Below are 16,730 nucleotides of genomic sequence, written 5' to 3' on the forward strand. Positions count from 1 at the left end.
AGATGAGTCAAAAAATTAGAATAAAATTGAAATCTTACGATCACAATTTGGTGGACAAATCTGCTGAGAAGATCGTGAAGACAGTAAAAACAACAGGTGCTGTGGTAACTGGGCCGATTCCATTGCCAACACGCAAAAAGATATTCACGGTTTTGCGTTCGCCGCACGTGAACAAAAAGGCCAGAGAGCAGTTCCAATTGAGCTCTTACAAGAGGTTGTTGGATATATACAGCTCTTCATCAAAAACCATCGATGCCCTTATGAAGCTTGAGCTTCCAAGTGGTGTTGAGGTTGAGATCAAGGTCTGATAAAGTTTCTGCCAAAAGGCGGGAGTACATGTCCCGGACGACGGTTCGGGAAAAACGGAGAAAGAAAAGAATCTGGGTCAGAACAGAATTGTTTTCTTGACCCAATTTTTTTGCCAAGTAATTGGCTAGAGTTATAAAAAGTAAATAATTGTTAATTAATTAAATATGTCTGGGTTAATAGGTAAGAAAATCGGTATGACCAGCATTTTCGACGAGAATGGAAAGAACGTTCCATGTACCGTATTGGAAGCTGGGCCATGCGTGGTTACCCAAGTCAGAACCGAAGAGGTAGACGGGTACAAAGCCCTTCAGCTTGGTTTCGATGACAAGGCAGAAAAACGTGCTAACAAGGCCGAAACAGGTCACTACAAGAAAGCAGGTACTTCTCCTAAAAAGAAAGTCGTTGAGTTCCAAGGGTTTGAAGGTGAATACAAATTGGGCGACACTGTAGGTGTTGATTTGTTTGTAGAAGGAGAGTTTGTTGATGTAGTAGGTACATCAAAAGGAAAAGGATTCCAAGGTGTTGTTAAACGTCACGGTTTTGGTGGAGTTGGACAAGCGACCCATGGTCAGCACAACAGATTGAGAGCTCCTGGTTCCATTGGTGCTGCCTCTTATCCATCCAAAGTTGTAAAAGGTCTTCGTATGGCCGGAAGAATGGGTGGTGACAGAGTGACTGTGCAAAACTTAAAAGTATTGAAGGTGGTTCCTGAGAAAAATCTTTTGGTAGTCAAAGGATGTGTTCCAGGTCACAAAAATGCTTATGTAACAATTCAAAGGTGGCAATAATGAAGGTAGCAGTTTTAGATATCAAAGGAAAAGAAACAGGAAGGAAAGTAGAGCTTTCCGACGATGTTTTCGCGATAGAGCCCAACGAGCATGCTATTTATTTGGATGTAAAGCAATACTTGGCCCACCAAAGGCAAGGTACGCACAAAGCCAAAGAAAGAGCAGAGATCGCCGGTAGTACCAGAAAGATCAAAAAGCAAAAGGGTACCGGTACCGCAAGGGCTGGTAGCATCAAGTCGCCTATTTTTAAAGGTGGTGGTAGAATCTTTGGTCCAAGACCAAAAGATTACACCCAAAAGTTGAACAAGAACATGAAGCGATTGGCAAGAAAATCTGCCTTGAGCTTGAAGTCCAAAGACAAATCTTTGGTGGTTGTGGAAGACTTCAGTTTTGATGCTCCTAAAACCAAGGACTTCGTTAATTTCTTGTCTTCCTTGGGAATAGAAAATAAAAAGTCCCTTATTGTGTTGGGCGATACAAATAATAACGTATATTTGTCGTCGCGTAATTTGGAACGCTCCGAAGTTGTAACAGGCTCAGAATTAAATACTTACAAAATTGTTAACGCAACAAGTTTGGTATTGACCGAAAGCGCTTTGGAAGGAATTGAATCGAACCTAAAGAAATAAAAGTATCATGAGTGTGTTGATAAAACCGATAATTACGGAGAAAATGACCGCTGATAGCGAGCTTTTCAATCGCTACGGATTCTTTGTAAACCCAGCTGCTAACAAGTTGGAAATCAAGGAAGCGGTAGAGGCTACTTATGGTGTTTCTGTTGAAAAGGTAAGAACCATGAACTATGGTCCAACGCGTAAGAGTCGTTATACAAAAACCGGAATTCAGCACGGTAAGACAAACGCAATCAAAAAAGCGATTGTTGATGTAGCTGAAGGTGATATTATTGATTTTTACAGTAATCTATAAAGACGAGAAATGTCAGTTAGAAAATTAAAACCGATAACCCCTGGTCAGCGTTTTAGAGTAGTAAACGGATTTGACGCGATTACTACTGATAAGCCGGAGAAAAGCTTGCTTGCTCCGATAAAAAAGACAGGTGGTAGGAACAGTCAAGGAAAAATGACCATGCGTCACAAAGGTGGTGGTCATAAAAGAAGATATCGAATCATCGATTTCAAAAGGGACAAGCAAGGAGAAGAGGCTACTGTGGTTTCAATCCAGTACGATCCCAACAGAACTGCATTTATCGCCTTGGTAGAGTACAGGGATGGTGAAAAAAGATATGTGGTTGCCCAAAACGGATTGCAGGTGGGTCAGACAATCAAGTCTGGTTCCGGTTCTGCACCTGAAATTGGAAATGCACTTCCATTGAGCGAAGTTCCATTGGGTACTATTGTGTCTTGTATTGAGTTGAGACCTGGTCAAGGTGCTATCATGGCACGTAGTGCTGGAACTTTTGCCCAATTGATGGCGAAAGACGGTAAGTTCGTGACCTTGAAATTGCCTTCAGGCGAAACAAGAATGGTTTTGGCCACTTGTTTGGCTACGATTGGAGCGGTTTCCAACTCTGACCACCAATTGCTCGTTTCCGGTAAAGCCGGTAGAAGCAGATGGTTGGGTAGGAGACCAAGAACTAGACCTGTAGCTATGAACCCTGTCGATCACCCAATGGGAGGTGGTGAAGGTAGAGCTTCAGGAGGTCATCCAAGATCTAAGAACGGTATTCCTGCTAAAGGATTCAGAACTCGTTCTAGAACTAAGGACACCAATAGATATATCATAGAACGTAGAAAGAAATAAAAGAAAAGTAAATGGCACGTTCGTTAAAAAAAGGACCATACGTTCATTTTAGTCTGGAGAAAAAAGTCCAGGCCAATATAGAATCAGGTAAGAAATCGGTTATCAAAACGTGGTCTAGAGCCTCTATGATAACTCCGGACTTTGTTGGGCAAACCATCGCAGTGCACAACGGTAGACAATTTGTTCCCGTTTTCGTTACTGAAAACATGGTAGGTCACAAACTAGGGGAATTTTCACCTACAAGATCTTTTAGGGGTCATGCAGGAGCTAAAAACAAAGGTAAAAAGTAAGTAAGCTATGGGAGTTCGTAAAAGAGAAATGGCCGAAAGGTTAAAAGAAGAGAAGAAGCAACTTGCTATTGCAAAGCTTAACAATTGCCCAACTTCTCCAAGGAAAATGCGTTTGGTCGCTGACTTGGTAAGAGGTAAGCAAATTGAAATGGCATTGGCAACCCTTAGGTTCAACCCTAAAGAAGCATCCAGGAAATTGGAAAAGCTTTTGCTTTCTGCAATCGCAAACTGGGAAGCTAAAAATGAAGGTGCCGATATCGAGGCTGCCGATCTTTACATCAAGGAAATCCGTGTGGACGGAGGGACCATGTTGAAGAGATTGAGACCAGCTCCACAAGGTAGAGCACATAGAATCAGAAAGCGTTCCAATCATGTGACCATGATCTTGGAGGCCAATAACAACGTTGAAAGCTAGAAATTAGAATATGGGACAGAAGACCAATCCAATAGGAAATCGCTTAGGAATTATCAGAGGATGGGAATCCAACTGGTACGGAGGAAATGATTACGGCGATAAACTGGCTGAAGACGATAAGATCAGAAAATACCTTTATGCGCGTTTGGCAAAAGCCAGCGTATCCAGGGTAATTATAGAGAGAACCTTGAAATTGATCACGATTACCATTACCACGTCAAGACCTGGTATCATTATCGGTAAAGGTGGACAAGAGGTGGATAAACTTAAGGAAGAGCTTAAGAAAATTACCAACAAAGAGGTTCAGATCAATATTCATGAAATTAAGAGGCCTGAGCTTGATGCCAATTTAGTAGCTGCGAGTGTTGCAAGACAAATCGAAAGCAGGATTTCATACAGAAGAGCCATCAAAATGGCCATTGCAGCAGCAATGCGTATGAATGCCGAAGGAATCAAGATTCAGATTTCCGGACGTTTGAACGGTGCTGAGATGGCACGTTCCGAATCTTACAAAGAAGGAAGGATTCCATTGTCTACTTTCCGTGCAGATGTGGACTATGCCTTGCACGAAGCCCACACTACCTACGGTAGATTGGGTGTAAAGGTATGGATCATGAAAGGAGAGGTTTATGGTAAAAGAGAGCTTTCCCCGTTGGTAGGATTGAGCAAGAGTCAAGGAAAAGGCGGCAAGGATAACAAGAAATCACGTCGTAGAAAGTAATTAAGATAAAGTAAGGTAAAATGTTACAGCCAAAAAGAACAAAATTTCGTAAAGCCCAGAAAGGGCGTATGAAGGGGAACTCTCAGAGAGGGCACCAACTTTCCAATGGAATGTTCGGTATCAAATCCATGGATTCGCACTTCATTACTGCCCGTCAGATAGAGGCTGCACGTATCGCTGCGACAAGATACATGAAGAGACAAGGTCAGTTGTGGATCAAAATATTCCCGGACAAGCCTATTACCAAAAAACCTCTTGAGGTTCGTATGGGTAAAGGTAAAGGTGCTCCGGAATATTGGGTAGCCGTGGTAAAGCCAGGTAGAATCATGTTCGAGATTGCCGGTGTACCAAAGGATATTGCTGAAGAAGCTTTGAGGCTTGCAGCACAGAAACTCCCGGTAAAGACCAAGTTTGTTGTAGCAAGGGATTATTCCGCCTAATTTTTAATTGAGAAGAAAGATGAGACAATCAGAAATAAAAGAACTTTCAATTGAAGAGCTGAAGGAGCGTTTGGCCGAGTTCAAAAAGCAGCACGCCGATCTAAAGATGGCACACGCTGTTACTCCTTTGGAAAATCCTTTACAGATCAGAAAGACGAGAAGGACGGTAGCAAGACTTGCAACTGAATTAACTAAAAGGGAATTACAATAATCGGTTCTGCCTTATGGAAAACAGAAATTTAAGAAAAGAAAGAATAGGCGTTGTTACCAGCAACAAAATGGAGAAATCGATAGTGGTTTCTGAGGTAAAAAGAATGAAGCACCCCATGTACGGGAAGTTCGTTCTGAAGACCAAGAAATATGTTGCCCACGACGAGAAGAACGATTGCAACGAAGGTGATACCGTCAAAATAATGGAAACACGACCATTGAGCAAAACAAAATGCTGGAGGTTGGTAGAAATCCTAGAAAGAGCTAAATAATTATGGTACAGCAAGAATCAAGATTAAGGGTTGCGGACAATACCGGTGCAAAAGAAGTTTTGACCATCCGCGTACTAGGAGGGACAAAGAGAAGATACGCTTCCTTGGGTGACAAAATCGTTGTTACCGTAAAAGAAGCTACTCCAAACGGTACTGTAAAGAAAGGTTCTGTGTCCACAGCAGTTGTTGTGAGGACAAAGAAAGAAGTAAGAAGACCAGATGGTTCTTACATCCGTTTCGACGATAACGCATGTGTGTTGTTGAACCCGACCGGGGAGATGAGAGGAACTCGTGTATTTGGTCCTGTTGCGAGAGAATTGAGGGACAGACAATTCATGAAGATTGTTTCATTGGCGCCTGAAGTGCTATAAAAGAAATATCAGAAAGATGAAGTTGAAAATAAAAACAGGGGATACGGTAAAAGTCATTGCGGGAGACCACAAAGGCAGCGAAGGTAAAGTGCTTCAAGTAGACCGTGAAAAGAACAAAGCTATCGTGGAAGGCGTCAACGAGGTGTCCAAACACGAAAAGCCAAGTGCGAACAACCCTCAAGGAGGCATAACTAAAAAGGAAGCCCCAATACACATTTCCAATCTATCCTTGATCGATCCAAAGTCTGGCGATGCCACACGTGTTGGATACGAAGTAAGGGACGGGAAAAAAGTAAGGTTTTCCAAAAAATCCAATGAAGTAATTTAGTCATGAGTTACATTCCAAGATTAAAGCAAGAATATAAGGAGCGCGTGATTAAGGCGCTAACGGAAGAATTTGGTTACCAAAACGTAATGCAAGTTCCCAAGTTGCAAAAAATAGTGGTTAGCCGTGGAGTCGGTGCTGCTGTTTCCGACAAAAAACTAATCGATCACGCTGTGGACGAGTTGACCAATATCACGGGTCAAAAAGCTGTCGCTACACTATCCAAGAAGGACGTTGCTACTTTCAAATTGAGAAAGGGTATGCCAATTGGAGCAAAAGTGACGCTTAGAGGAGAGCGCATGTACGAATTTTTGGATAGATTGATTACCAGTGCCCTTCCAAGGGTACGTGATTTCTCAGGAGTTAAAGCCACAGGTTTCGACGGTAGAGGTAACTACAATTTGGGAGTTACCGAGCAAATCATCTTTCCAGAAATCAATATAGATAGAATCAACAGGATCAACGGAATGGACATCACGTTCGTAACTTCCGCTGAAACTGATAAAGAAGCAAAATCATTGTTAACCGAACTGGGAGTACCCTTTAAAAAGAACTAGTATGGCCAAGGAATCAATGAAAGCCCGCGAAAGAAAAAGGGCTAAAATGGTAGAGAAATACGCCGAGAAAAGAAAAGCTCTAAAAGAAGCGGGAGATTATGAGGCTTTGCAAAAGTTGCCAAAGAATGCTTCTCCTGTTCGTATGAGAAACCGTTGTAAACTTACCGGTAGACCTCGTGGATACATGAGAACTTTTGGTATATCAAGGGTTATGTTCAGGGAAATGGCCAACAAAGGTTTGATTCCTGGAGTTAAAAAGGCAAGTTGGTAATTTAGATAAAGAAAAGAAATGCTTACAGATCCAATTTCAGATTATTTGACCAGATTGAGAAATGCCAACAAGGCAGGTCATAGGGTAGTAGATATCCCTGCTTCCAATCTAAAAAGACAGATTACCAAAATATTGTTCGATCAAGGATATATTTTGAGCTATAAGTTCGAGGAAGATAAAGTACAAGGGAACATCAAAATCGCCCTTAAGTACGATAAATTCACCAAGGAGCCTATCATTAAAAAATTGCAGAGGGTAAGTAAGCCCGGTCTGCGAAAGTATTCAAACTCTAATGATTTGCCTAGAGTATTGAACGGCTTGGGTATAGCCATCGTTTCAACTTCCCACGGAGTTATGACGAGCAAGCAAGCTCAGCAAGAGAACGTAGGTGGAGAAGTATTGTGCTACGTATATTAATTGAGAAAAGAGAAGAAAAATGTCTAGAATAGGTAACAGTCCAGTAAAAATTCCTGAGGGAGTCACTGTAGAAGTGAAGGATTCCTTGGTTACTGTAAAAGGTAAATTGGGGGAGCTTACACAAGAGTTTTCAGGGATTGACATAAAAGTCGAGGACGGAAGTGTTGTTTTGGAAAGACCTTCCGATGAAAACAAACACAAATCAAAGCATGGGTTATACCGCGCTCTTATCAATAATATGGTAGAAGGTGTGACCAATGGATGGACCAAGGAATTGGAACTTGTGGGTGTTGGTTACAGAGCCAGCAACCAAGGACAGAAATTGGATTTGGCCCTAGGATTTTCTCATAACATTGTTCTGGACATCGCTCCCGAAGTGAAGATTGAGACAATCTCCGAAAAGGGGAAGAACCCGATTGTAAAACTAACATCTCACGACAAGCAATTGGTGGGTCAGGTAGCCGCTAAGATCAGAGGTTTCCGTAAGCCAGAGCCTTACAAAGGAAAAGGTGTGAAGTTTGTGGGTGAGCAATTAAGAAGAAAAGCAGGTAAATCAGCTTAATAATTAAGACTATGGGATTATCTAAGACTGAAAGAAAATTACGCATCCGAAGAAGAATACGCAAAGTATCCTTCGGAACTGAAGCAAGACCAAGGTTGTCTGTGTTCAGAAGCAATAAAGAAATATATACCCAGTTGATTGACGACAATAAAGGTGTAACTTTGGCGTCGGCTTCATCCAGAGACAAGGATGTGGACTCCAAAGGTTCAAAATCCGAAGTTGCTGCCAACGTGGGTAAGGCCATAGCTGAAAAAGCTCTTAAGCTTGGTGTTGAAGCCGTAGCTTTTGATAGGGGAGGAAACCTATATCACGGAAGAATAAAATCATTGGCTGAAGGAGCTAGGGAAGCAGGACTAAAATTCTAAGAAAACTATGTACCAGAATTACAAAAACGTAGAGACAGTAAAGCCAGGAGGACTGGATTTGAAAGACCGTTTGGTTGGAGTACAAAGGGTTACCAAGGTAACAAAGGGTGGTAGAGCCTTTGGTTTTTCGGCAATAGTCGTTGTTGGTGATGAAAACGGAGTTGTTGGACATGGTTTGGGAAAATCCAAAGAAGTAGCAACAGCCATCGCCAAAGCTATCGAGGATGCCAAAAAGAACTTGGTTCGTATTCCATTGAACAAAGGAACACTTCCTCACGAGCAAAAAGGAAAATACGGTGGTGCGAGAGTTTACATCAAGCCTGCCTCTCACGGTACCGGGGTCATCGCCGGTGGAGCCGTAAGGGCCGTGTTGGAAGCAGTGGGAGTACAGGATGTACTGTCTAAATCGCAAGGATCTTCCAATCCGCACAACGTGGTGAAAGCTACTTTCGATGCTTTGTTGCAATTGAGAAGTGCTGACACCGTTGCCAAGCAAAGAGGAGTTTCCTTGGAAAAAGTCTTTAAAGGATAAATAGAGGATATTATGTCAAAGATTAAAGTTACACAAGTAAAGAGCGGCATTAAAAAGCCACAGGACCAAAAAAGGACTTTGGAGGCTCTTGGACTGAAAAAGATCGGACAGGAAGTTGAGCACGAAGCAACTCCTAGTATCCTTGGAATGGTAAATAAGGTAAAACACTTGGTTTCCACTGAGGAAGCTTAAAATATAAAGGCACATGGATTTGAATAATCTTAAACCAGCGAATGGCGCTGTGCACAAAGAAGGAAAACGTGTAGGACGTGGAGAAGGTTCCGGTAAAGGAGGTACTTCTACCCGTGGACACAAAGGAGCCAAGTCTAGATCTGGATATTCCAAAAAGATTGGTTTCGAAGGTGGTCAGATGCCATTGCAAAGACGTGTACCCAAGTTCGGTTTTACTAACATGAACAGAAAAGAGTACACAGGAATCAATTTGGGCAGACTTCAAGAGTTGGTGGACAAAGGAACCGTGAAAAACGAAGTTACTTTGGAAACGCTTATCGATAACGGACTGGCCCACAAAAACGATTTGGTAAAGATATTGGGTAATGGTGAATTGAAAGCCTCCCTTAAAGTATCTGTACATAAATTTACTGCTTCCGCAAAAGCTGCCATCGAGTCAGCAGGAGGTGAAGCAATAAGTTTATAAGAAGTTATAGCATGAAGAAATTTATTGAGACCATATCAAATATCTGGAAGATAGATGAATTGAGGCAACGTATTATCCTAACATTGGGATTGTTATTGGTGTACCGTTTTGGTGCCCAAGTTGTCCTTCCTGGTATTGATACCGCCCAGTTGGCGGAATTATCCTCGCAAACTGAAAATGGTATCTTGGGTATTCTGAATGCTTTTACCGGTGGTGCTTTCGCGAATGCTTCGGTCTTCGCTTTGGGTATTATGCCCTACATCTCCGCTTCCATTGTGGTGCAGTTGATGGGAATTGCGATTCCTTATCTTCAAAAACTACAAAAAGAAGGGGAGAGTGGAAGAAAAACCATCAACCAGATTACCCGTTGGTTAACAATAGGTATCTGTATCGTTCAAGCCCCTGCCTATTTGTACGGTCTTGGTGCCCTAGGTGTACCGGATAGTGCATTTGTTTTGGGCAAAGGTTTGGATTTTATCGTTCCAGCTGTTATTATATTGGTAACAGGATGTGTGTTCGCCATGTGGTTGGGTGAGAAGATTACCGATAAGGGAATCGGAAACGGTATCTCCTTGTTGATTATGGTAGGTATCATCGCAACAATGCCACAAGCGTTTGCTCAGGAATTTGTTTCAAGGACGACCAACAACACTGGAGGTATTATGTTTATGTTGATTGAAGTGATTGTTTGGTTCTTGGTGATCTTGGCCAGTGTGTATTTGACCATGGCTGTAAGACAGATTCCCGTTCAGTACGCAAGAAGAACTGCTTCTGGTGGATACGAAAAGAACGTAATGGGAGCTCGTCAGTACATTCCTTTAAAATTGAATGCATCTGGAGTAATGCCCATTATCTTTGCGCAAGCAATAATGTTCGCACCAAGTTTGATTGGTAGGACATTTAATGATACTGCTGCAGGTCAGTGGATGGAAGTACAGTTTGCCGATATATTCGGATTGGCTTACAACGTCCTATTTGCAGTATTGATCATCATATTCACCTACTTCTATACAGCGATCACTGTGCCAACGAACAAAATGGCCGATGATTTGAAGAGAAGTGGTGGTTTCATCCCAGGTATACGCCCTGGAAAGGAAACAGGAAATTATTTGGACAAAATAATGTCCTTGATTACATTACCTGGATCTATCTTTTTGGCCTTGTTGGCGGTATTGCCGGCGATTGTGGTTAAGTTGATGGATGTACAGGCCGGATGGGCATTGTTTTATGGAGGTACATCACTATTGATTATGGTAGGTGTAGCGATAGATACTGTACAACAAGTGAATTCTTATTTGTTGAACAGACATTACGACGGCTTAATGAAAACCGGTAAAAACAGAAAAGTAGCATAATTTATGGCAAAGCAGCCAGCAATAGAACAAGACGGGACTATTATTGAAGCATTGTCCAATGCAATGTTCAGGGTAGAATTGGAAAATGGGCACGTGGTAACGGCGCACATCTCTGGGAAAATGCGTATGCACTATATCAAGTTGCTTCCCGGTGATAAAGTAAAGTTGGAAATGAGCCCATACGATTTAACAAAAGCAAGAATTACGTATAGATACTAGTTACATGAAAGTAAGAGCATCAATAAAGAAGAGAAGTGCCGACTGCAAGATTGTTCGCAGAAAGGGCAGATTGTATGTAATCAACAAAAAGAATCCTAGATTTAAACAAAGACAAGGGTAATTATGGCAAGAATTGCAGGGGTAGATATACCTAAACAAAAGCGTGGCGTTATTTCGCTTACCTACATCTTCGGTATAGGTAAAAGTAGGGCGCAAGAAATTTTGGCAGCAGCCCAAGTAAGTGAAGATACCAAGGTTTCCGATTGGACCGATGATGAAATCGGTAAAATCAGGGAAGCAGTGGGAGCTTACACCATTGAAGGAGAGCTTCGCTCAGAAACCTCAATGAACATCAAGCGTTTGATGGACATTGGCTGTTACCGTGGAATTCGCCACAGATCTGGATTGCCATTGAGAGGTCAACGTACCAAAAATAACTCTAGGACCAGAAAAGGAAAAAGAAAAACAGTTGCCAACAAGAAAAAAGCAACTAAATAATAAGTAGGTAGTATGGCAAAGGCAAGTACTAAAACAGCTAAGAAGCGCAAAGTAGTCGTAGATGCTACCGGAGAGGCGCACGTGGTTGCATCTTTCAACAACATCATTATTTCCCTTACCAATAAGAAAGGTGATGTTATCTCATGGTCTTCCGCAGGAAAAATGGGATTCCGAGGTTCAAAAAAGAATACTCCTTACGCAGCTCAGATTGCAGCGGAGGATTGTGCCAAGGTTGCCCATGAAGCAGGATTGAGAAAGGTAAAGGTTTATGTAAAAGGACCTGGTAACGGTAGGGAATCCGCTATTCGTTCCATTCACAACTCGGGAATCGAAGTGACAGAGATCGTAGATGTTACTCCACTTCCGCACAACGGTTGCAGACCACCGAAAAGAAGAAGAGTTTAATTATCAATTATATTGTTTAACGGCCCCCTAAAAAGGGTCTTCACCCGAAGGTGCAGTTAGATTATCGAAGGATAAGCCTTAATTCATAATCGCACTTTCAAATTAACAGAAGATGGCAAGATATACAGGACCAAAAACAAAAATCGCTAGAAAGTTTGGAGAAGCGATTTTCGGAGACGATAAGTCATTCGAAAAGAAAAATTACCCTCCAGGACAACACGGAAACAACAGACGCCGTGGAAAAAAGTCTGAATATGCAATCCAGTTGATGGAGAAGCAAAAGGCAAAGTACACTTACGGTATCTTGGAAAAGCAATTCCGTAACCTTTTTGCCGAGGCCAAAAGAAAAGAAGGCGTTACCGGTGAGGTATTGCTTCAATTGTGTGAGTCCCGTTTGGACAATGTGGTTTTCAGAATGGGAATCAGCCCATCAAGAAGAGGGGCACGCCAATTGGTATCGCACCGTCACATTACCGTAAACGGAGAGGTAGTGAACATCCCATCTTATTCACTAAAAGCAGGCGATGTTGTTGGTGTAAGGGAAAAATCTAAATCCGTACAATCCATTGAGGATTCGTTGTCCAATAACAGCAGCGTTTACGAATGGATCACTTGGAACTCTGAAAAGAAAGAAGGTACTTACGTTGCCGTTCCAGAAAGACTTCAGATCCCTGAGAATATCAAGGAGCAGCTGATTGTCGAATTATACTCTAAATAAGAATTCAACATTAATCCAATTATGGCATTACTTAATTTTCAGAAGCCCGATAAAGTTATAATGATCGATTCAACAGATTTCGAGGGGAAATTCGAATTTCGTCCTTTGGAACCTGGGTATGGATTAACAGTTGGGAATGCGCTGAGAAGGGTTTTGCTTTCCTCTTTGGAAGGTTTTGCCATCACTTCTGTGCGCATAGATGGAGTTGAACATGAGTTTTCTGTTATACCAGGCGTTGTTGAAGACGTTACAGAAATCATCCTGAACCTAAAGCAAGTTAGGTTCAAAAGACAGATTGATGATGTTGAGAGCGAGACTGTATCTGTTTCCGTAAGCGGAAAAGAACAAATGACAGCTGGTGACTTCCAAAAGTTCATCTCAGGATATCAAGTGCTGAACCCAGACTTGGTTATCTGTAACATGGATCCTAAGGTAAGCATCAACTTGGAAATCGTTATAGAAAAAGGTCGTGGTTATGTTCCTGCAGAGGAAAACAAAAAATCCAATGCACCTTTGGGTAGCATTGCGGTTGATTCTGTTTACACTCCTGTAAAGAACGTAAAATACAGCATCGAAAACTATAGGGTAGAGCAAAAGACCGATTATGAAAAATTGGTTTTCGAAATCATCACTGATGGTTCCATCCACCCAAAAGATGCCTTGACCGAGGCCGCTAAGGTTTTGATTCACCACTTTATGTTGTTCTCCGATGAGCGCATCACCCTTGAGGCCGATGAAATTGCCCAGACCGAGACATACGATGAGGAATCATTGCACATGCGTCAATTGTTGAAAACCAAATTGGTGGACATGGACTTGTCCGTAAGGGCGTTGAACTGTCTTAAAGCTGCCGAAGTGGATACTTTGGGAGATTTGGTTTCCTTCAACAAAAACGATTTGATGAAGTTCAGAAATTTCGGTAAAAAATCATTGACCGAATTGGAAGAATTGGTCATCAACAAAGGCCTACAATTTGGTATGGACCTTTCCAAATACAAATTAGATAAAGATTAATAATCATATTTTGCTCTCCTGCTCAAACAGGATTTGGTAGCAAGATGATAACTTAGAACAATGAGACACGGAAAGAAGTTTAATCACTTAGGTAGAACAGCAGCCCACAGAAAGGCAATGTTGGCCAACATGGGATGTTCCCTAATAGAGCATAAAAGAATCAACACTACGGTTGCAAAAGCCAAAGCGTTGAAGCAGTTCATCGAGCCTTTGATCACTAAAGCAAAGACCGAGAACAACCAGACTACCGAAAAAGGTACACACAACAGAAGGGTTGTTTTCAGTAACTTGAGAAGCAAGGAAGCTGTAACAGAATTGTTCAGTACCGTTGCGGAAAAAGTAGGTGACAGACCGGGAGGTTACACAAGAATCATTAAATTGGGTAACCGATTGGGAGATAACGCTGACATGGCAATGATCGAGTTGGTGGATTTCAATGAGCTTTACAACGCAGGTAAGCCTAAGAAGAAATCAACCAGAAGAAGTAGAAGAGGTGGCGGTGCCAAGAAAGCTGAAGCTCCTGCTCCAGCAGCAGAAACCAAAACTGACGATTCTGAAGAATAAGAAGAATGTTATTAACTATTGTATTTAAGGAAAAAGGATAAGTGAGAACTTATCCTTTTTTTATGTTTTTTTGTTAACTGAAACTAGAGCACAAAATGAAGTATCACACAAAGAAAAAAGCGTTGATTTTGTTGGCGGATGGAACCATTTTTTATGGTAAGGCCGTTGGAGGAAGAGAAGGTACCGCAGTAGGGGAGGTATGTTTCAATACCGGGATGACAGGTTATCAGGAAATTTTTACCGACCCATCTTACTACGGACAGTTAATGGTGACCACCAATGCACATATCGGGAATTACGGGGCCCACGAGGATGAAGTGGAATCGGATTCCGTAAAGATTGCAGGTCTTATCTGTAAAAATTTCAGTTACGAATACTCAAGACCGGATGCCAAAATGAGCCTTCTGGATTTCTTGGACAAAAACAACCTTTTGGCCATCTCCGATGTGGACACCCGTGCTTTGGTGAGCTACATTAGGGACAACGGAGCCATGAACGCATTGATCTCCACAAAAGTGGACGATATCGATGCATTGAAGGAAGAGTTGAAACAAGTGCCGAGCATGGAAGGTTTGGAGCTATCTTCCAAAGTATCCACAAAAGAGCCTTATTTTTATGGAGACGAGAATTCTGAATTCAAGATTTCTGCTTTGGATATCGGAATCAAAAAGAACATCTTGAGAAACTTGGCAAAAAGAGGAGCCTATATCAAAGTATTCCCGTACAATTCATCTTATGAGGATATGAAGGGATGGAACCCCGATGGATATTTTATATCCAACGGACCAGGGGATCCCGAGCCTTTAACGGATGCCGTGGCGGCCACCAAAGAAATGATCGCTTCCGACAAACCATTGTTCGGAATCTGTTTGGGACACCAAGTACTGGCCTTGGCCAATGGGGTTTCCACCTATAAAATGCACAACGGGCACAGGGGAATCAACCACCCTATCCTCAACGTGATGACGGGAAAAGGGGAAATCACTTCCCAAAACCACGGATTTGCCGTGAACAGGGAGGAAACAGAGGCCAATGCGGAGCTGGAGATAACCCACACCCATTTGAACGATCAAACCGTAGCAGGAATCAAAATGAAGAACAAGGATGTATTCTCGGTGCAATATCACCCGGAAGCCAGTCCAGGTCCACACGATGCAGACTATTTGTTCGACCAGTTCTTCGATTTGATCAAGGCTAGGAAAAACTAAAACGTTATAGTTTTGTTTTTAAGCAATTAAGTGCGTTTTGTGAGTAATATCATGAAGCTAAAAACGCCACCTTTTGTATCTTAGCCTAAATAATCACAACTATAAAACATTGAATTAAAATGAGCATCATTATCAACATTCATGCAAGACAGATATTGGATTCCAGAGGAAATCCAACAGTAGAAGTAGATGTAGTAACCGAAAATGGAATTATGGGAAGGGCAGCCGTACCTTCTGGAGCCTCTACTGGAGAGCATGAAGCCGTTGAGTTACGCGATGGTGGCGATTCCTTTATGGGTAAAGGGGTTGGCAAAGCCGTGAACAACGTGAATACCATCATTGCAGAGGAATTGATCGGTACTTCTGTTTTTGAGCAGAACTATATCGACCAGACCATGATTGAATTGGATGGTACCCCGAACAAATCAAAATTAGGAGCCAACGCCATATTGGGAGTTTCCTTGGCAGCCGCAAAAGCAGCAGCCAACGAATTGGGTATGCCATTGTACCGCTACGTAGGTGGTGTTAGTGCCAATACCCTTCCAGTTCCCATGATGAATATTATCAACGGAGGTTCGCATTCCGATGCTCCGATTGCATTCCAGGAATTCATGGTAATGCCGGTCAAGGCAAAAGACTTTAGCCATGCCATGCAAATGGGAACGGAAATCTTCCATAACCTGAAGAAAGTATTGCACGGACGTAATTTGAGCACTGCGGTAGGAGACGAAGGTGGCTTTGCGCCAACCTTGGAAGGTGGTACTGAAGATGCTTTGGACACCATTGGAAAAGCTGTTGAAAAGGCAGGATATAAATTAGGGGATGATGTAATGATCGCCTTGGATTGTGCTTCCGCAGAATTCTACGTGGATGGTGCTTACGATTATACAAAATTCGAAGGCAGCAAAGGCGTGGTAAGAACTTCTGAAGAGCAAGCACAATACCTAGCCGACCTTTGTGATAAATATCCGATTATCTCTATTGAAGACGGTATGGATGAGAACGATTGGGAAGGCTGGAAGTTGTTGACAGAGAAAATCGGCGACAAAGTACAGTTGGTAGGTGATGATTTGTTCGTGACCAATGTGGAGCGTTTGTCTCGCGGTATCGAGAACGGAATCGCCAATTCCATTTTGATCAAAGTGAACCAAATTGGAACATTGACAGAGACCATTGCCGCTGTGAACATGGCCAAGAATGCCGGATATACTTCCGTAATGTCCCACAGATCTGGTGAGACAGAGGACAATACCATTGCTGATTTGGCAGTGGCATTGAACACAGGTCAGATTAAAACAGGTTCCGCTTCAAGGAGTGATCGTATGGCCAAATACAATCAATTGTTGAGAATCGAGGAAGAGTTGGGCGATATCGCTTACTATCCACAAGAAAAAGCCTTCAAGGTAAAATAAGCATAATGATTATTTAGCATACAAAAAGCCTTTCTCAAATGGGAAAGGCTTTTTTTTGTTTCAATAACAAAGT

Annotated in this window: 31 protein-coding genes; all 31 read left to right on the forward strand. The window is 42.2% G+C overall.

What is annotated here, in order from left to right; translation table 11 throughout:
- Window positions 1-2 precede the first annotated feature (2 nt).
- The 31 genes from rpsJ to eno all read left to right on the forward strand — a co-directional run bounded on the left by rpsJ (window position 3) and on the right by eno (window position 16,657).
- Window positions 3-308, forward strand: a complete 306-nt coding sequence (gene rpsJ, locus EO132_RS15265; protein ID WP_108246808.1) for a 30S ribosomal protein S10 — start codon at window positions 3-5, stop codon at window positions 306-308.
- Window positions 309-473: 165 nt separating this feature from the next.
- Entirely contained in the window at window positions 474-1,097 is a 624-nt protein-coding gene (gene rplC / locus EO132_RS15270; RefSeq protein WP_127138688.1) for a 50S ribosomal protein L3, read from the forward strand.
- Window positions 1,097-1,726, forward strand: a complete 630-nt coding sequence (rplD, locus tag EO132_RS15275) for a 50S ribosomal protein L4 (RefSeq protein ID WP_127138689.1) — start codon at window positions 1,097-1,099, stop codon at window positions 1,724-1,726. Before rplC ends, rplD begins: the two co-directional genes overlap by 1 nt.
- Before the next feature lie 7 nt (window positions 1,727-1,733).
- Window positions 1,734-2,024 carry a 50S ribosomal protein L23 gene (rplW, locus tag EO132_RS15280; protein ID WP_108246811.1) on the forward strand — a complete coding sequence of 97 codons (291 nt, stop codon included), beginning with the start codon at window positions 1,734-1,736 and terminating at the stop codon, window positions 2,022-2,024.
- 9 nt (window positions 2,025-2,033) lie between these two features.
- Complete coding sequence (gene rplB / locus EO132_RS15285; RefSeq protein WP_127138690.1) at window positions 2,034-2,858, forward strand: 50S ribosomal protein L2; 825 nt, start codon at window positions 2,034-2,036, stop codon at window positions 2,856-2,858.
- Window positions 2,859-2,869: 11 nt separating this feature from the next.
- On the forward strand, window positions 2,870-3,148 hold the full coding sequence (rpsS, locus tag EO132_RS15290; protein WP_014032008.1) for a 30S ribosomal protein S19: 279 nt from the start codon (window positions 2,870-2,872) through the stop codon (window positions 3,146-3,148).
- A gap of 7 nt (window positions 3,149-3,155) precedes the next feature.
- A complete protein-coding gene (rplV, locus tag EO132_RS15295; RefSeq protein WP_127138691.1) occupies window positions 3,156-3,563 on the forward strand; it encodes a 50S ribosomal protein L22 in 408 nt (135 codons plus the stop codon).
- Window positions 3,564-3,573: 10 nt separating this feature from the next.
- Window positions 3,574-4,284 carry a 30S ribosomal protein S3 gene (gene rpsC / locus EO132_RS15300; RefSeq protein WP_100816202.1) on the forward strand — a complete coding sequence of 237 codons (711 nt, stop codon included), beginning with the start codon at window positions 3,574-3,576 and terminating at the stop codon, window positions 4,282-4,284.
- Window positions 4,285-4,304: 20 nt separating this feature from the next.
- On the forward strand, window positions 4,305-4,724 hold the full coding sequence (gene rplP / locus EO132_RS15305; RefSeq protein ID WP_127138692.1) for a 50S ribosomal protein L16: 420 nt from the start codon (window positions 4,305-4,307) through the stop codon (window positions 4,722-4,724).
- A gap of 19 nt (window positions 4,725-4,743) precedes the next feature.
- Window positions 4,744-4,935, forward strand: a complete 192-nt coding sequence (gene rpmC / locus EO132_RS15310) for a 50S ribosomal protein L29 (protein WP_014032004.1) — start codon at window positions 4,744-4,746, stop codon at window positions 4,933-4,935.
- 13 nt (window positions 4,936-4,948) lie between these two features.
- Window positions 4,949-5,206: a 30S ribosomal protein S17 gene (rpsQ, locus tag EO132_RS15315; RefSeq protein ID WP_100816200.1), complete on the forward strand. Its 258-nt coding sequence runs from the start codon at window positions 4,949-4,951 to the stop codon at window positions 5,204-5,206.
- Between the two features lie 2 nt (window positions 5,207-5,208).
- Window positions 5,209-5,577, forward strand: coding sequence for a 50S ribosomal protein L14 (gene rplN, locus EO132_RS15320; protein WP_014032002.1), 369 nt, complete (start codon window positions 5,209-5,211; stop codon window positions 5,575-5,577).
- Window positions 5,578-5,593: 16 nt separating this feature from the next.
- Window positions 5,594-5,905, forward strand: a complete 312-nt coding sequence (gene rplX / locus EO132_RS15325) for a 50S ribosomal protein L24 (protein ID WP_127138693.1) — start codon at window positions 5,594-5,596, stop codon at window positions 5,903-5,905.
- Between the two features lie 2 nt (window positions 5,906-5,907).
- A complete protein-coding gene (gene rplE / locus EO132_RS15330) occupies window positions 5,908-6,459 on the forward strand; it encodes a 50S ribosomal protein L5 (RefSeq protein WP_127138694.1) in 552 nt (183 codons plus the stop codon).
- 1 nt (window position 6,460) lies between these two features.
- Window positions 6,461-6,730 carry a 30S ribosomal protein S14 gene (rpsN, locus tag EO132_RS15335; RefSeq protein ID WP_036379829.1) on the forward strand — a complete coding sequence of 90 codons (270 nt, stop codon included), beginning with the start codon at window positions 6,461-6,463 and terminating at the stop codon, window positions 6,728-6,730.
- 18 nt (window positions 6,731-6,748) lie between these two features.
- Entirely contained in the window at window positions 6,749-7,147 is a 399-nt protein-coding gene (rpsH, locus tag EO132_RS15340; protein WP_127138695.1) for a 30S ribosomal protein S8, read from the forward strand.
- A gap of 19 nt (window positions 7,148-7,166) precedes the next feature.
- Window positions 7,167-7,709: a 50S ribosomal protein L6 gene (gene rplF, locus EO132_RS15345; RefSeq protein ID WP_127138696.1), complete on the forward strand. Its 543-nt coding sequence runs from the start codon at window positions 7,167-7,169 to the stop codon at window positions 7,707-7,709.
- A gap of 11 nt (window positions 7,710-7,720) precedes the next feature.
- The gene (gene rplR, locus EO132_RS15350; protein WP_127138697.1) at window positions 7,721-8,074 is read left to right on the forward strand and encodes a 50S ribosomal protein L18; all 354 of its coding nucleotides are present in this window, start codon (window positions 7,721-7,723) and stop codon (window positions 8,072-8,074) included.
- A gap of 7 nt (window positions 8,075-8,081) precedes the next feature.
- Window positions 8,082-8,606: a 30S ribosomal protein S5 gene (gene rpsE / locus EO132_RS15355; RefSeq protein ID WP_127138698.1), complete on the forward strand. Its 525-nt coding sequence runs from the start codon at window positions 8,082-8,084 to the stop codon at window positions 8,604-8,606.
- A 12-nt stretch (window positions 8,607-8,618) separates the two neighbouring features.
- On the forward strand, window positions 8,619-8,798 hold the full coding sequence (gene rpmD, locus EO132_RS15360; RefSeq protein WP_127138699.1) for a 50S ribosomal protein L30: 180 nt from the start codon (window positions 8,619-8,621) through the stop codon (window positions 8,796-8,798).
- Between the two features lie 13 nt (window positions 8,799-8,811).
- Window positions 8,812-9,264 (forward strand): 50S ribosomal protein L15, encoded by a 453-nt coding sequence (gene rplO / locus EO132_RS15365; protein ID WP_127138700.1) that lies wholly within the window; start codon window positions 8,812-8,814, stop codon window positions 9,262-9,264.
- 11 nt (window positions 9,265-9,275) lie between these two features.
- Window positions 9,276-10,619: a preprotein translocase subunit SecY gene (gene secY, locus EO132_RS15370; protein ID WP_127138701.1), complete on the forward strand. Its 1,344-nt coding sequence runs from the start codon at window positions 9,276-9,278 to the stop codon at window positions 10,617-10,619.
- Between the two features lie 3 nt (window positions 10,620-10,622).
- Complete coding sequence (gene infA / locus EO132_RS15375) at window positions 10,623-10,838, forward strand: translation initiation factor IF-1 (RefSeq protein WP_014031991.1); 216 nt, start codon at window positions 10,623-10,625, stop codon at window positions 10,836-10,838.
- 4 nt (window positions 10,839-10,842) lie between these two features.
- Window positions 10,843-10,959, forward strand: a complete 117-nt coding sequence (gene ykgO / locus EO132_RS15380; RefSeq protein ID WP_010519235.1) for a type B 50S ribosomal protein L36 — start codon at window positions 10,843-10,845, stop codon at window positions 10,957-10,959.
- A gap of 2 nt (window positions 10,960-10,961) precedes the next feature.
- Complete coding sequence (gene rpsM, locus EO132_RS15385) at window positions 10,962-11,336, forward strand: 30S ribosomal protein S13 (protein ID WP_014031990.1); 375 nt, start codon at window positions 10,962-10,964, stop codon at window positions 11,334-11,336.
- Window positions 11,337-11,348: 12 nt separating this feature from the next.
- On the forward strand, window positions 11,349-11,741 hold the full coding sequence (rpsK, locus tag EO132_RS15390; protein WP_127138702.1) for a 30S ribosomal protein S11: 393 nt from the start codon (window positions 11,349-11,351) through the stop codon (window positions 11,739-11,741).
- Between the two features lie 112 nt (window positions 11,742-11,853).
- A complete protein-coding gene (rpsD, locus tag EO132_RS15395; RefSeq protein WP_127138703.1) occupies window positions 11,854-12,459 on the forward strand; it encodes a 30S ribosomal protein S4 in 606 nt (201 codons plus the stop codon).
- Between the two features lie 21 nt (window positions 12,460-12,480).
- Complete coding sequence (locus tag EO132_RS15400; RefSeq protein WP_127138704.1) at window positions 12,481-13,473, forward strand: DNA-directed RNA polymerase subunit alpha; 993 nt, start codon at window positions 12,481-12,483, stop codon at window positions 13,471-13,473.
- 60 nt (window positions 13,474-13,533) lie between these two features.
- Entirely contained in the window at window positions 13,534-14,037 is a 504-nt protein-coding gene (gene rplQ, locus EO132_RS15405; protein WP_127138705.1) for a 50S ribosomal protein L17, read from the forward strand.
- Window positions 14,038-14,132: 95 nt separating this feature from the next.
- Window positions 14,133-15,245 carry a glutamine-hydrolyzing carbamoyl-phosphate synthase small subunit gene (gene carA / locus EO132_RS15410; RefSeq protein ID WP_127138706.1) on the forward strand — a complete coding sequence of 371 codons (1,113 nt, stop codon included), beginning with the start codon at window positions 14,133-14,135 and terminating at the stop codon, window positions 15,243-15,245.
- A 119-nt stretch (window positions 15,246-15,364) separates the two neighbouring features.
- Window positions 15,365-16,657: a phosphopyruvate hydratase gene (gene eno / locus EO132_RS15415; protein WP_127138707.1), complete on the forward strand. Its 1,293-nt coding sequence runs from the start codon at window positions 15,365-15,367 to the stop codon at window positions 16,655-16,657.
- The last annotated feature ends 73 nt before the right edge of the window (window positions 16,658-16,730 follow it).

The sequence above is a fragment of the Flagellimonas oceanensis genome, assembly GCF_003992595.1.
GTDB lineage: Bacteria > Bacteroidota > Bacteroidia > Flavobacteriales > Flavobacteriaceae > Flagellimonas > Flagellimonas oceanensis.

What these genes read in the sequence shown, in the direction of transcription:
- rplC (WP_127138688.1), top strand. Translation starts at nt 474, where the DNA reads ATGTCTGGGTTAATAGGTAAGAAAATCGGTATGACCAGCATTTTCGAC.
- rplD (WP_127138689.1), top strand. Translation starts at nt 1,097, where the DNA reads ATGAAGGTAGCAGTTTTAGATATCAAAGGAAAAGAAACAGGAAGGAAA.
- infA (WP_014031991.1), top strand. Translation starts at nt 10,623, where the DNA reads ATGGCAAAGCAGCCAGCAATAGAACAAGACGGGACTATTATTGAAGCA.
- rplR (WP_127138697.1), top strand. Translation starts at nt 7,721, where the DNA reads ATGGGATTATCTAAGACTGAAAGAAAATTACGCATCCGAAGAAGAATA.
- rpsH (WP_127138695.1), top strand. Translation starts at nt 6,749, where the DNA reads ATGCTTACAGATCCAATTTCAGATTATTTGACCAGATTGAGAAATGCC.
- rpsQ (WP_100816200.1), top strand. Translation starts at nt 4,949, where the DNA reads ATGGAAAACAGAAATTTAAGAAAAGAAAGAATAGGCGTTGTTACCAGC.
- rpsK (WP_127138702.1), top strand. Translation starts at nt 11,349, where the DNA reads ATGGCAAAGGCAAGTACTAAAACAGCTAAGAAGCGCAAAGTAGTCGTA.
- rpsC (WP_100816202.1), top strand. Translation starts at nt 3,574, where the DNA reads ATGGGACAGAAGACCAATCCAATAGGAAATCGCTTAGGAATTATCAGA.
- rplQ (WP_127138705.1), top strand. Translation starts at nt 13,534, where the DNA reads ATGAGACACGGAAAGAAGTTTAATCACTTAGGTAGAACAGCAGCCCAC.
- rplW (WP_108246811.1), top strand. Translation starts at nt 1,734, where the DNA reads ATGAGTGTGTTGATAAAACCGATAATTACGGAGAAAATGACCGCTGAT.
- rpsS (WP_014032008.1), top strand. Translation starts at nt 2,870, where the DNA reads ATGGCACGTTCGTTAAAAAAAGGACCATACGTTCATTTTAGTCTGGAG.
- ykgO (WP_010519235.1), top strand. Translation starts at nt 10,843, where the DNA reads ATGAAAGTAAGAGCATCAATAAAGAAGAGAAGTGCCGACTGCAAGATT.
- rplF (WP_127138696.1), top strand. Translation starts at nt 7,167, where the DNA reads ATGTCTAGAATAGGTAACAGTCCAGTAAAAATTCCTGAGGGAGTCACT.
- EO132_RS15400 (WP_127138704.1), top strand. Translation starts at nt 12,481, where the DNA reads ATGGCATTACTTAATTTTCAGAAGCCCGATAAAGTTATAATGATCGAT.
- rpsJ (WP_108246808.1), top strand. Translation starts at nt 3, where the DNA reads ATGAGTCAAAAAATTAGAATAAAATTGAAATCTTACGATCACAATTTG.
- rpsE (WP_127138698.1), top strand. Translation starts at nt 8,082, where the DNA reads ATGTACCAGAATTACAAAAACGTAGAGACAGTAAAGCCAGGAGGACTG.
- rplP (WP_127138692.1), top strand. Translation starts at nt 4,305, where the DNA reads ATGTTACAGCCAAAAAGAACAAAATTTCGTAAAGCCCAGAAAGGGCGT.
- rpmC (WP_014032004.1), top strand. Translation starts at nt 4,744, where the DNA reads ATGAGACAATCAGAAATAAAAGAACTTTCAATTGAAGAGCTGAAGGAG.
- rpsM (WP_014031990.1), top strand. Translation starts at nt 10,962, where the DNA reads ATGGCAAGAATTGCAGGGGTAGATATACCTAAACAAAAGCGTGGCGTT.
- rplO (WP_127138700.1), top strand. Translation starts at nt 8,812, where the DNA reads ATGGATTTGAATAATCTTAAACCAGCGAATGGCGCTGTGCACAAAGAA.
- eno (WP_127138707.1), top strand. Translation starts at nt 15,365, where the DNA reads ATGAGCATCATTATCAACATTCATGCAAGACAGATATTGGATTCCAGA.
- rpsD (WP_127138703.1), top strand. Translation starts at nt 11,854, where the DNA reads ATGGCAAGATATACAGGACCAAAAACAAAAATCGCTAGAAAGTTTGGA.
- rpmD (WP_127138699.1), top strand. Translation starts at nt 8,619, where the DNA reads ATGTCAAAGATTAAAGTTACACAAGTAAAGAGCGGCATTAAAAAGCCA.
- rpsN (WP_036379829.1), top strand. Translation starts at nt 6,461, where the DNA reads ATGGCCAAGGAATCAATGAAAGCCCGCGAAAGAAAAAGGGCTAAAATG.
- rplX (WP_127138693.1), top strand. Translation starts at nt 5,594, where the DNA reads ATGAAGTTGAAAATAAAAACAGGGGATACGGTAAAAGTCATTGCGGGA.
- rplB (WP_127138690.1), top strand. Translation starts at nt 2,034, where the DNA reads ATGTCAGTTAGAAAATTAAAACCGATAACCCCTGGTCAGCGTTTTAGA.
- rplE (WP_127138694.1), top strand. Translation starts at nt 5,908, where the DNA reads ATGAGTTACATTCCAAGATTAAAGCAAGAATATAAGGAGCGCGTGATT.
- rplN (WP_014032002.1), top strand. Translation starts at nt 5,209, where the DNA reads ATGGTACAGCAAGAATCAAGATTAAGGGTTGCGGACAATACCGGTGCA.
- secY (WP_127138701.1), top strand. Translation starts at nt 9,276, where the DNA reads ATGAAGAAATTTATTGAGACCATATCAAATATCTGGAAGATAGATGAA.
- rplV (WP_127138691.1), top strand. Translation starts at nt 3,156, where the DNA reads ATGGGAGTTCGTAAAAGAGAAATGGCCGAAAGGTTAAAAGAAGAGAAG.
- carA (WP_127138706.1), top strand. Translation starts at nt 14,133, where the DNA reads ATGAAGTATCACACAAAGAAAAAAGCGTTGATTTTGTTGGCGGATGGA.